The organism is Streptomyces sp. NBC_00376 (genome assembly GCF_036077095.1).
Lineage (GTDB): Bacteria > Actinomycetota > Actinomycetes > Streptomycetales > Streptomycetaceae > Streptomyces.
Window position 1 is genome coordinate 2,799,985 of record NZ_CP107960.1, and the last position, 12,590, is coordinate 2,812,574.

Sequence of the window (12,590 nt, forward strand, 5' to 3'; positions counted from 1 at the left end):
AAGCGGTTCGTGGTTCATCCGGGCAGCGGTACGGAGACCGTGGTGCCGTCGTCGTACACGACGTGCACGACGCCACCGACCGGCAGCACCTGCGGGTCGTTCAGTTCCTGGTCCAGGTCGACGCCGTTGCCCATGTCGTACTCCGGTGTGGGGCTCGGGCCCGGGGCACCCTCCAGCCGGGTCCTGCCCAGCGCGCCCAGCGTGCCGTCGGGGCGGATCGGGACGGTGTACAGCGTCGTGCTGTCCGCCCAGACGACCGTGTCGGCGACGATGAGGGCGTCGGACACCGGGTTGCTCATGCCCTCGCCCGCCTTCACGGCGAGCGGGAACCTGCCGAGGGTCCTGCCCTTGTCCCGGCCGATGACGACGAGCTCGTCGGGCACGTCCGGCACGTACTCGTAGCCCCGGCGAAGGACCACCGCCCGTTCGTCGAGCGCGGTGACGGTCGCCTGAGCGACGAGCCCCGAGTCCAGCGGGACCCTTCCCTGCTCGGCGAGCGTGGCCGCGTCGAGCCGCAGCACGCTGGTGTCGGTACCGAAGCCGGAGGGGTCCTCGTTGTCGGTGTAGACGGAGCAGTAGGCGGACGCGCCCCACAACCGCAGCTCCCCGCAGGACGAGCCCTCACCGCGCACCGCGCCGAGCAGCGTGCCGTCCTTCGCCCGGAACGCCTTCGGCCCTTCCATGCTGATCGCGTACACCGTCTCGCCGTCGGTGGCGACCGGCCAGAAATTGCGCCTCGCGCCCTTGGCGACCACCTCCGGGGCCAGCGGCTGGTGCCACTTCCGGGCGCCGCTGCGCAGGTCGTACGCGGCGAGCTCCGCCCCCTCGGACGACCAGGTGGTGGCGGCGAGGACCAGGCCGCCGACGACCATCGGGGCACTCTCCAGGTCGTGCGCCCCGCCGCCCCGGACCGCCCAGCGGACCTTGCCGGTACGGGCGTCCAGCGCCTGGAGCCGGTCACCCGCGGCAAGAAGCACGGTGTCGTCGTACACCGTGGGGCGGGTGGCGCCGGCCGGCATGAAGAACTGGCCGGTCGGCCCCCAGCCCGCCGACCGCGAGGTCTCACCCGTGTCCAGCGACCACATCCGGTGCCCGTCCGCCGCCGACAAGGCCTCGTACGTGCCGTCCGCCTTCCGGCAGACCACCACGTCCCGGCCCGCCGCGCAGCCGATCGGTGACCCGGCGAACTTCCCCTTCCAGGGCTTCTTCCACCCCGCCGGACGGACATCGCGGCCGTACGGGACCGTGCCCGAGGCGTCCGGGCCGCCGTTCTCGTCCACGCCCGCCACGATCTTGACGCCCTCGGCCGGACCGCCGCCCCGGGCCGTCCCGCCGGGCGTGCCGCCCTTGTCGCGCCAGGCCAGGATCCCGCCCGTCGCCGCACCCAGCACGATCAGCGCGGCGAGCGCGACGGCCAGGGCGCGACGGGAGCCGCGCGGGGGCGGGGCCTGGGTGGTGCCCACAGGGGTGGGCGGGGCGAGGCCGGGGCCCTGGGTGGGGGCGCTGTGCGGGTCGGGGGCGACGGGCGGGGTCGGGCCGGGGCCCTGGGTGGGCAGTTGATGGAGGTCCGGGCCGCTCACGGCGGCCGCCTCGGTGGGCGTGTACCCCGGCAGCAGCGGGCCGCCCAGCGCCACGACCCGGGCCAGTTCGCGCCCGTGCTCGGCGATGTGCTGCGCCACCGGGTCCGGCCACCGGGCCGCCGCGCCGGGGTCGAGCAGCTCCGCGAGTTCGGCGGCGGCCGGGCGGGCGGCCGGGTCCGCCACCAGGCAGCGCTCCAGTACGGCCCGCAACGCGTCCGGCACGTCGTCGAGATCGGCCTCGACGTACTTGACCCGGTAGAGCACGGCGGCGACCGGGCCGTCGCCGAAGGGGTCGCGTCCGGTGGCGGCGTAACAGAGCACGGAGGCCAGGCAGAAGACGTCCGAGGCGGGCACGACGCGTCCGCTGCCCGCCACGTGCTCCGGGGACATGAAGGCCGGGCTGCCGACCATGCGGCTGGTGGTGGTGAGCGGGGTCGCGCCAAAGTCGCGGGCGATCCCGAAGTCGATCAGGCTCGGGCCGTCCGCCGCGAGCATCACGTTGCCGGGCTTCACATCTCGGTGGACGATCCCGGCCGCGTGGACGGCCGCCAGGGCGCGGGCGAGTCCGGCGCCGAGCATCCGTACCTCGGCCTCGTCCATCGCGCCCGCCCGGCGTACCGCGGCGGACAGGGTCGGCCCCGCCACGTATCCGGTGGCGAGCCAGGGCACTTCGGCGTCGGCGTCCCCGTCGAGCAGCAGGGCGAGATGGGGTCCGGCGACGGACCGGGCGACGGTGATCTCGCGGCGGAAGCGGCTGCGGAAGCCGGGGTCCTTGGCCACGTCGCGGCGGACGGTCTTGACGGCAACCGGGTCACCGCCGTCGTCGCGGACGCCGAGGAAGACCTCTCCCATGCCGCCCGCGCCGAGCCTGGCCCGTATCCCGTACGGACCGATCCGTCTCGGCGAGTCCTCCCGCAGCGGACCCAACATGCGCCACTCCCCCCGTCGCCACGCATGGACCCACGGGCGTCCCGCGCCCGTATCCGGCGGTAATCCTGCCACGGACACGTCATCCGCCGCAGCGCCGGGCGGGATGTCCGGGAGACACGGACGGGCGGGTCCGGAAGCGGCCCGCACGCCGCCCCGGACCCACCCGTCCGGCCGTACTCCGTCGCTCCGGATCACACCTCGCCGGTGAGCCCCGCCACCAGTTCGTCGGCCGCCGCGTACGGATCGAGGCTGCCCGCCACGATGCGTTCGGCGAGCGCGCCGAGGTGACGGTCGCCGTGCAGGTCGCCGATGCGCTCGCGCAGCCGGGTCACGGCGATGGTCTCGACCTCGCGGGACGCCCGTGCCGTACGCCGCTCGGCGAGCACTCCGTGCTCCTCCATCCACGCCCGGTGCTTCTCCAGCGCCTCGACGACCTCGTCGATGCCCTCGCCCCGGGCGGCGACCGTCTTCACGATCGGCGGCCGCCAGTCGCCCGGGCCCCGCGATTCGCCGAGGCCCAGCATGTGGTTGAGCTCGCGCGCGGTGGCGTCCGCGCCGTCCCGGTCGGCCTTGTTGACGACGTACACGTCGCCGATCTCCAGGATTCCGGCCTTCGCCGCCTGGATGCCGTCGCCCATGCCGGGTGCCAGCAGGACGACGGAGGTGTCGGCCTGGGAGGCGATCTCCACCTCCGACTGGCCGACGCCGACCGTCTCCACGAGGATCACCTCGCAGCCCGCCGCGTCCAGCACCCGGATCGCCTGCGGTGCCGACCAGGCGAGGCCGCCCAGATGGCCGCGGGTGGCCATGGAGCGGATGTAGACGCCCGGGTCGGAGGCGTGCTCCGACATCCGGACCCGGTCGCCGAGGAGCGCCCCGCCGGAGAACGGCGAGGACGGGTCGACGGCGAGCACGCCGACCCGCTTGCCGGCCTTCCGGTACGCCGAGACCAGCGCAGACGTCGATGTCGACTTGCCGACACCGGGCGAGCCGGTGAGGCCGACGACGTACGCGTTGCCGGTCAGCGGCGCCAGGGCCGCCATCACCTCGCGCAGCTGCGGCGACGCCCCCTCCACCAGGGAGATGAGCCGGGCCACGGCCCGCGGCCGGCCCGCACGTGCCTGCTCGACCAGGGTGGGGACGTCCACCATCACCGCTCCGTTCGCTCGCTCACTCGCTTGCTCTACGTGTACCGCGTACTGCTGCCGCGTACTGCCTGTTACTTGCCCGGAACACGGATGATCAGTGCGTCGCCCTGACCGCCGCCGCCGCACAGCGCCGCCGCACCGGTGCCGCCGCCGCGCCGCTTCAGCTCCAGCGCCAGGTGCAGCACCACACGGGCGCCGGACATGCCGATGGGGTGGCCGAGCGCGATGGCACCGCCGTTGACGTTGACCTTGTCCGGGGTGACGCCGAGGTCCTTCATCGACTGGACGGCGACGGCGGCGAACGCCTCGTTGATCTCGATCAGGTCGAGGTCGCCGGCTTCCAGGCCCTCCTTCTTGAGGGCGTGCTTGATGGCGTTGGACGGCTGCGACTGGAGCGAGTTGTCCGGGCCCGCCACATTGCCGTGGGCGCCGATCTCGGCGATCCAGTCCAGGCCCAGCTCCTCGGCCTTGGCCTTGCTCATGACGACGACCGCGGCGGCGCCGTCGGAGATCTGCGAGGAGGTGCCCGCGGTGATCGTGCCGTCCTTGGAGAACGCGGGGCGCAGCTTGCCGAGCGACTCCACGGTGGTCTCCGGGCGGATGCCCTCGTCCTTGGCGAAGAGGACCGGGTCGCCCTTGCGCTGCGGGATCTCGACCGGGGTGATCTCGGCCTCGAAGAGGCCGTTCTTCTGGGCCGCGGCGGCGCGCTGGTGCGAGAGGGCGCCGATCTCGTCCTGGTCGGCGCGGCTCAGGCCGAGGCGGTTGTTGTGCTTCTCGGTGGACTCACCCATCGGGATGTTCTCGTAGGCGTCGGTCAGACCGTCGTACGCCATGGAGTCGAGCATCTCGATCGCACCGTACTTGTGGCCCTCGCGGGACTTGGGGAGCAGGTGCGGGGCGTTGGTCATGGACTCCTGGCCGCCGGCCACGACGACGTCGAACTCACCCGCGCGGATCAGCTGGTCGGCCAGTGCGATCGCGTCGAGCCCGGACAGGCACACCTTGTTCACGGTGAGCGCGGGAACGTTCATCGGGATGCCCGCCTTGACGGCGGCCTGGCGGGCCGGCATCTGGCCCGCACCGGCCTGGAGCACCTGGCCCATGATCACGTACTCGACCTGGTCGCCGCCGATGCCGGCCCGGTCCAGCGCGGCCTTGATGGCGAAACCGCCGAGGTCGGCGCCGGAGAAGCTCTTCAGCGAGCCGAGGAGGCGGCCCATGGGCGTACGCGCGCCCGCGACGATCACTGAGGTGGTACCGGTCGTTCCAGACATGAGGGGCGCCCCTTGGGATGAGGAGTGAACGAGGGTTTACTTGAATGTACTGAGCGGTACCTCGCCCGTCATCCGGCAGCGGGTGTGACGGCGCGCACGTTGCGTAACCATCCGTGTGGCGCTGCACTGGTTCCATGCTGACGCGAATCGATCACATCGGGATCGCCTGTTTCGACCTCGACAGGACCGTCGAGTTCTACCGCTCGACCTACGGGTTCGAGGTGTTCCATTCCGAGATCAACGAGGAGCAGGGCGTACGGGAGGCCATGCTCAAGATCAACGATACGTCCGACGGCGGTGCTTCCTACCTCCAGCTCCTGGAGCCGACCCGGGAGGACTCGGCCGTGGGCAAGTGGCTGGCGAAGAACGGGGAGGGCGTCCACCACATCGCCTTCGGCACCGCGGACGTCGACGCGGATTCCGCGGACATCCGGGAGAAGGGTGTCAGGGTGCTGTACGAGGAGCCCAGGACGGGTTCGATGGGGTCCCGGATCACCTTCCTGCACCCCAAGGACTGCCACGGAGTCCTCACCGAACTGGTCACGTCCGCAGCGGAGCACTGACCTCCGGATACCTGGCCCGGTAGAGTGGGCTGTTCCGGGCCGGGGCCGGGTCGGGGCCGCGCCGCGTCCCCAGCCGTTGATCTGTCACCATTCCCCGGGGGACCGTTCACCGGTGAACGGTACTCGTTGGAGAGTTGCGACCAGGGGACGGATGGGACCGCGCAGTGCGGGGCTACGAACGCCAGGAGAGCCACCGAGCTGAAGACGACCATCTCTCGCGGTTCGAAGCCGAGATGGACCGGCTGAAGACCGACCGGGAGAAGGCCGTCCAGCACGCCGAGGACCTCGGTTACCAGGTCGAGGTCTTGCGCGCCAAGCTGCACGAGGCTCGGCGCAATCTCGCGACCCGTCCCGCGTACGACAGCGCGGACATCGGCTATCAGGCCGAGCAGTTGCTCCGTAACGCCCAGATCCAGGCGGAACAGCTGCGCACCGACGCCGAGCGGGAGCTCCGCGACGCCCGCGCGCAGACGCAGCGGATCCTCCAGGAGCACGCCGAGCACCAGGCCCGGCTCCAGGCCGAGCTGCACAACGAGGCGGTGCAGCGGCGCCAGCGGCTCGACCAGGAGCTGGCGGAGCGCCGCCAGACCGTCGAGTCCCACGTCAACGAGAACGTCGCCTGGGCCGAGCAGCTCCGGGCCAGGACGGAGTCCCAGGCCCGCCGGCTGCTGGAGGAGTCCCGGGCCGAGGCCGAGCAGTCCCTGTCGGCCGCGCGCGCCGAGGCGAGCCGGCTGGCGGAGGAGACCCGGCAGCGGCTCGGTTCCGAGGCGGAGACGGCCCGGAGCGAGGCCGAGGCGATCCTGCTGCGCGCCCGCAAGGACGCCGAACGGCTGCTGGACGCCGCCTCCAGCCAGGCGCAGGAGGCCACCAGCCACGCCGAGCAGCTGCGTACGTCGACGACGGCCGAGACCGAGCAGACCCGGCAGCGTACCGCCGAGCTGAACCGGACCGCCGAGCAGCGCATGCAGGAGGCCGAGACCCGGTTGCGCGAGGCCCGGCTGGAGGCCGAGAAGGTCACCGCCGAGGCGAAGGAGGCCGCCGTCAAGCGGCTGGCCGCCGCCGAGTCGCAGAACGAGCAGCGCACCCGTACGGCCAAGTCGGAGATCGCCCGGCTGGTCGGCGAGGCCACCAAGGACGCCGAGACGCTCAAGGCGGAGGCCGAGCAGGCGCTCGCCGACGCCCGCGCCGAAGCGGACCGGCTGAAGTCCGAGGCGTCCGAGAAGGCCCGCACGGCCGCCGCCGAGGACACCGCGGCGCAGCTCGCCAAGGCCGCCAGGAGCGCCGAGGAGGTGCTGACCAAGGCGTCCGAGGACGCGAAGTCCACCACCAGGGCGGCGAGCGAGGAGGCCGACCGGATCCGCCGCGAGGCGGAGGCCGAGGCGGACCGGCTGCGCGGCGAGGCCGCCGAGCAGGCCGACCAGCTCAAGGGCGCGGCCAAGGACGACACCAAGGAGTACCGGGCCAAGACGGTCGAGCTCCAGGAGGAGGCGCGCCGGCTGCGCGGCGAGGCCGAACAGCTGCGCTCCGAGGCGGTCGCCGAGGGCGAGCGGATCCGCGGCGAGGCCCGCCGCGAGGCGGTCCAGCAGATCGAGGAGGGCGCGAAGACCGCCGAGGAGCTGCTGGCCAAGGCGAAGGCGGACGCGGAGGAGCTGCGGTCCACCGCCGGCACCGAGAGCGAGCGGGTCCGCGGCGAGGCGGCCGAGCGGGCCGGCGCACTGCGCAAGCAGGCCGAGGAGGCCCTGGAGCGGGCCCGCGCCGAGGCCGAGCAGCTGCGTACCGAGTCCGAGGAGCAGGCCGCTTCGACCACCACCGCGGCCGAGCAGGCGGCGGCGGAGCTGCGCGAGGAGACCGAGCGCGCGGTCGCGGCCCGGCAGGCGGAGGCGGCCGAGGAGCTGACCCGGCTGCACACCGAGGCCGAGACCCGGGTCGCCGGCGCCGAGCAGGCGCTGGGCGACGCGCGCGCCGAGGCGGAGCGCATCCGGCGCGAGACGAACGAGGAGTCCGAGCGGCTGCGCACGGAGGCCGCCGAGCGGATCCGGACGCTGCGGGAGCAGGCGGAGACCGAGGCGGAGCGGCTGCGCGACGAGGCCGTGGCGGACGCGTCGCAGTCGCGTGCGGAGGGCGAGGCCGTCGCCGTACGGCTGCGTTCCGAGGCGGCCGCCGAGGCGGAGCGGCTCAAGTCCGAGGCGCAGGAGAGCGCCGACCGGGTTCGGTCCGAGGCCGCCGCTGCCGCGGAGCGGGTGGGCACGGAGGCCGCCGAGGCGCTGGCCGCCGCCCAGGAGGAGGCCAACCGGCGCCGCCGGGAGGCCGAGGAGACCCTCGACGCGGCGCGCACCGAGGCGAACCAGGAGCGCGAGCGGGCCCGCGAGCAGAGCGAGGAGCTGCTCGCCTCCGCCCGCAAGCGGGTCGAGCAGGCGCAGGCCGAGGCGCAGCGCCTGGTCGAGGAGGCGGACAGCCGGGCGACCGAGCTGGTCTCCGCGGCCGAGCAGACCGCCCAGCAGGTGCGGGATTCGGTCAGCGGGCTGCAGGAGCAGGCCGAGGCGGAGATCGCCGGGCTGCGCTCGACCGCCGAGCACGTGGCGGAGCGGACGAAGTCCGAGGCGCAGGAGGAGGCGGACCGGGTCCGTACCGACGCGCACGCGGAGCGGGAGCGGGCCGGCGAGGACGCGTCCCGGATCCGCCGGGAGGCTCAGGAGGAGTCCGAGGCCGCGAAGGCGATGGCCGAGCGGACCGTCGCGGACGCGATCACCGAGTCGGAGCGGCTGCGGGCGGACACCGCCGAGTACAGCCAGCGGATGCGCACCGAGGCCTCCGACGCGCTGGCCTCGGCCGAGCAGGACGCCTCGCGCAGCCGCGCCGAGGCCCGCGAGGACGCCAACCGGATGCGTTCCGACGCGGCGGCCCAGGCCGACCGGCTGGTGGGCGAGGCCACGAGCGAGGCCGAGCGGATCGGCACGGAGTCGACACAGCGGGCCACCACGCTCGTGGAAGAGGCGACGCAGCAGGCCACCGGCCTCGTGGAAGAGGCGACCCAACGGGCCACCACGCTGGTCGACGAGGCGAAGCAGCAGGCGGCCCGGCTGTCGGACGAGGCCGCGGACGAGGCGGAGCGGCTGCGCGCGGAGGCGGCGGCCACCGTCGGCTCGGCGCAGGAGCACGCGGCCCGCACCCGCGAGGAGGCGGAGCGGCTGCACGCGGAGGCGGAGTCGGCGGCCGAGCAGATGCGCGCGGAGGCCCGCCAGGAGGCGGACCGGCTGCTCGACGAGGCCCGGGAGGCCGCGGCGAAGCGCCGGGCCGATGCCGCGGAGCAGGCCGATCAGCTCATCAACAAGGCCCAGGAGGAGGCGCTGCGCGCCGCCACCGAGGCGGAGAAGCAGGCCGACACGATGGTCGGCGCGGCCCGCAAGGAAGCCGTGCGGATCACCTCGGAGGCGACGGTCGAGGGCAACTCCCTGGTGGAGCGGGCCCGTACGGACGCGGACGAGCTGCTGGTCGGCGCGCGCCGGGACTCCACCGCGATCCGGGAGCGGGCCGAGGAGCTGCGGGCCCGGATCGAGGGCGAGATCGAGGAGCTGCACGACCGCGCCCGGCGGGAGACGTCCGAGCAGATGAAGACGGCGGGCGAGCGCGTCGACAACCTGATGAAGGCGGCGACGGAGCAGCGCGACGAGGCGGCGGCCAAGGCCAAGGAGCTGCTGGCGGACGCCAATTCGGAGGCGAGCAAGGTCCGGATCGCCGCGGTGAAGCGGGCCGAGTCGCTGCTGAAGGAGGCCGAGCAGAAGAAGGCCACGCTGGTCCGCGAGGCCGAGAAGCTGCGGGCCGACGCCGAGGCCGAGGCGAAGCGTACGGTGGACGAGGGCAAGCGTGAGCTGGATCTGCTGGTGCGCCGGCGCGAGGACATCAACACCGAGATCTCCCGAGTCCAGGACGTGCTGGAGGCGTTGGAGTCCTTCGAGACGCCGACGGGCGGCGGCAAGGGCGCGGGCGGTTCCACCGGCGGCGTCAAGGCCGGTGCCTCGGCGGGCACTCGATCGAGTGGCAAGTCGTCCGAGGGGTAGTCGCCTTGCCTTTTCCCATGCTCCGTCAAGAACGTTCAACCCTCCGAGTGGCAAGGGCTACGGGGCCCAGCCACCCAAAAGAGGTGTCATTCTCCAGATCAAAAGCACATCCGCTCGGTGACACGCCGTTCCGGCCCCTAGGATTCCCCCTAACACCTCACCGGTCTCATTCGACAGGAACCTCATGAGCGACCCTTCCTCCCCCTTCGGCTTCGAGCTCGTGCGACGTGGATACGACCGCGGTCAGGTGGATGACCGCATTACCAAGCTCGTCGCCGACCGTGATAGTGCCCTGACCCGCATCACCTCTCTGGAGAAGCGCATCGAGGAGCTCCACCTCGAAACGCAGAACGCCCAGGCCCAGGTGAACGACGCGGAGCCGTCGTACGCCGGACTCGGCGCCCGCGTCGAGAAGATCCTCCGCCTGGCCGAGGAGGAGGCGAAGGACCTGCGCGAGGAGGCCCGTCGCGCCGCCGAGCAGCACCGTGAGCTCGCCGAGTCGGCCGCCCAGCAGGTGCGCAACGACGCCGAGACGTTCGCCGCCGAGCGCAAGGCGAAGGCCGAGGACGAGGGCGTCCGTATCGTCGAGAAGGCCAAGGGCGAGGCCGGCTCGCTGCGTACGGAGGCCCAGAAGGACGCCGCGCAGAAGCGCGAGGAGGCGGATGCCCTCTTCGAGGAGACCCGCGCCAAGGCCGCCCAGGCCGCCGCGGACTTCGAGACCAACCTGGCCAAGCGCCGCGACCAGTCGGAGCGCGACCTCGCGTCCCGTCAGGCCAAGGCCGAGAAGCGCCTCGCCGAGATCGAGCACCGCGCCGAGCAGCTCCGCCTGGAGGCCGAGAAGCTCCGTACGGACGCCGAGCGCCGGGCCCGTCAGACGGTGGAGACCGCGCAGCGCCAGTCCGAGGACATCGTGGCCGACGCGAACGCCAAGGCCGACCGGATCCGCAGCGAATCGGAGCGCGAGCTGGCGGCGCTCACCAACCGCCGCGACTCGATCAACGCCCAGCTGACCAACGTCCGCGAGATGCTGGCCACGCTGACCGGTGCCGCGGTCGCCGCGGCCGGCGCCCCCGCCGACGACGAGCCGGTCACCCGTGGTGTCCCGGCTCAGCAGGGTCGCTGACCCCCGGGTACTGCAGCTGTACCCCTGGAGTGACACTGACGCGCCCGGTTCCGCCCTTGTGGTGGCGCCGGGCGCGCGGCCGTTCTAGCGTGAACGCATGATCGAGCTCGATGGCCTCACCAAGCGCTTTGGCAACAAGGTTGCCGTCGACCGGCTGTCCTGCCGGGTCAGGCCCGGAATGGTGACGGGTTTTCTGGGGCCCAACGGGGCGGGCAAGTCCACGACGATGCGGATGATGCTCGATCTCGACAACCCGACCAGCGGTTCGGTGCGCATCGACGGCAAGCACTACCGCGACCTGGAAGAACCCCTGAAGTACATCGGGGCGCTGCTGGACGCCAAGTCGATGCACGGCGGACGCAGCGCCTACAACAATCTGCTCTGTCTTGCGCAGAGCAACCGCATCCCGGAGAGCCGGGTCGCGGAGGTGCTGGACACCGTGGGTCTGACCGCGGTGGCGAAGAAGAAGTCGAAGGGGTTCTCGCTCGGCATGGGCCAGCGGCTCGGCATCGCGGCGGCGCTGCTCGGCGACCCGCAGGTGCTGCTCTTCGACGAACCGGTCAACGGCCTGGACCCCGAGGGCATCCACTGGATCCGCAATCTGATGAAGGCGCTCGCCGCGGAAGGCCGGACGATCTTCGTCTCCTCGCACCTGATGAGCGAAATGGCCCTCACCGCGGACCACTTGATCGTGATCGGCCAGGGCAGGCTGCTCGCCGACACCTCGATGGCCGACTTCATCCATCAGAACTCCCGCAGTTACGTACGGCTGCGCTCGCCGCAGCAGGAGCGGCTGCGCGACGTACTGCACGAGGCGGGGCTGATTGTGGTCGAGACCGGCAGCGGCACGCTGGAGATCGACGGTGCCACGACCGAGGCGCTGGGCGAGCTCGCCGCGCAGCACCAGATCGTGCTGCACGAGCTGAGTGCCCAGCGGGCCTCCCTGGAGGAGGCGTTCATGCAGATGACCGCGGACTCCGTGGAGTACCACGCGCACTCGGACCATGCCGCGGCGCCACCGCCGACGGGCCCGCAGTGGGGCGAACAGTGGAACCAGCAGACCGGTGGCCCCGCCGCCGGCAGCGGCAAGGAGGTGTGACGACGATGGCATCGGTACCCGCGGTCCTGACCTCCGAATGGACCAAGATCCGTACGGTCTCCTCGACCGTCTGGACGCTGATCTCCGCGTTCGTCGTCACCGTCGCGATGAGCGCGGCGCTCTGCGCCCTGATGAACTCCCAGTTCGACGAGCTCCCGGTGGCGGAGAGAGTCACCTTCGACCCGACCCTGATCAGCTTCTCCGGCATGGTCCTCGGTCAGCTGGCCATGGTCGTCTTCGGGGTGCTGGTGGTCGGTACGGAGTACAGCTCCGGCATGATCCGCACCTCGCTGGCGGCGGTGCCCCAGCGCGGTTCGTTCCTGTTCAGCAAGATCGCGGTGGCCGGGGCGCTGGCCCTGGTGGTCGGCATCGCGACCAGCTTCGTCTCGTTCTTCCTCGGGCAGGCCCTGCTCGGCGACCACCACACGGACATCGGCGCGGAAAACGTGCTGCGCGCGGTCGTCGGCGGCGGCATCTACATGGGGCTGATCGGGATCTTCTCGATGGGCGTCGCGACGATGCTGCGCAGCTCCATGCTGTCGCTCGGCATCCTGATGCCGTTCTTCTTCCTGATCTCCCAGATCCTGTCGGCGGTGCCGGGGGCGAAGAAGGTCGCCCGCTACTTCCCCGACCAGGCCGGCTCCAAGATCATGCAGGTGGTCCCCGACGCGATGAACAGCAACCCGGCCCCGTACGGGCCGTGGGGCGGGCTCGGGATTCTGGTCGCCTGGGTGGCTGCCGCGCTGATCGGCGGCTATGTCGTACTGAAGAGGCGGGACGCGTAACGGCCGCCTCGACGGCGTCGGCGGCCGGTG

At 72.4% G+C, this 12,590-nt stretch carries 8 protein-coding genes; 5 read left to right on the top strand and 3 right to left on the bottom strand.

Going from position 1 to position 12,590, the window contains the following annotated elements:
• Positions 1-14: 14 nt before the first annotated feature.
• The 3 genes from OG842_RS12325 to OG842_RS12335 form a co-directional block, all read right to left on the bottom strand.
• The gene (locus OG842_RS12325; protein WP_266729653.1) at positions 15-2,510 is read right to left on the bottom strand and encodes a protein kinase domain-containing protein; all 2,496 of its coding nucleotides are present in this window, start codon (positions 2,508-2,510) and stop codon (positions 15-17) included.
• 191 nt (positions 2,511-2,701) lie between these two features.
• Positions 2,702-3,661, bottom strand: a complete 960-nt coding sequence (meaB, locus tag OG842_RS12330; RefSeq protein WP_266729654.1) for a methylmalonyl Co-A mutase-associated GTPase MeaB — start codon at positions 3,659-3,661, stop codon at positions 2,702-2,704.
• Between the two features lie 68 nt (positions 3,662-3,729).
• Positions 3,730-4,932, bottom strand: a complete 1,203-nt coding sequence (locus OG842_RS12335) for an acetyl-CoA C-acetyltransferase (RefSeq protein ID WP_266729655.1) — start codon at positions 4,930-4,932, stop codon at positions 3,730-3,732.
• Positions 4,933-5,066: 134 nt separating this feature from the next.
• Between OG842_RS12335 and mce the strand changes: the two genes are divergently transcribed.
• The 5 genes from mce (at position 5,067) to OG842_RS12360 (ending at position 12,560) form a co-directional block, all read left to right on the top strand.
• A complete protein-coding gene (gene mce, locus OG842_RS12340) occupies positions 5,067-5,495 on the top strand; it encodes a methylmalonyl-CoA epimerase (RefSeq protein WP_093544046.1) in 429 nt (142 codons plus the stop codon).
• 164 nt (positions 5,496-5,659) lie between these two features.
• On the top strand, positions 5,660-9,553 hold the full coding sequence (gene scy / locus OG842_RS12345) for a polarized growth protein Scy (protein ID WP_266729656.1): 3,894 nt from the start codon (positions 5,660-5,662) through the stop codon (positions 9,551-9,553).
• A 184-nt stretch (positions 9,554-9,737) separates the two neighbouring features.
• Positions 9,738-10,676, top strand: coding sequence for a cellulose-binding protein (locus tag OG842_RS12350; protein ID WP_266729657.1), 939 nt, complete (start codon positions 9,738-9,740; stop codon positions 10,674-10,676).
• Between the two features lie 97 nt (positions 10,677-10,773).
• Positions 10,774-11,775, top strand: a complete 1,002-nt coding sequence (locus OG842_RS12355) for an ABC transporter ATP-binding protein (RefSeq protein ID WP_266729658.1) — start codon at positions 10,774-10,776, stop codon at positions 11,773-11,775.
• A gap of 5 nt (positions 11,776-11,780) precedes the next feature.
• Positions 11,781-12,560: an ABC transporter permease subunit gene (locus OG842_RS12360; RefSeq protein WP_266729659.1), complete on the top strand. Its 780-nt coding sequence runs from the start codon at positions 11,781-11,783 to the stop codon at positions 12,558-12,560.
• The last annotated feature ends 30 nt before the right edge of the window (positions 12,561-12,590 follow it).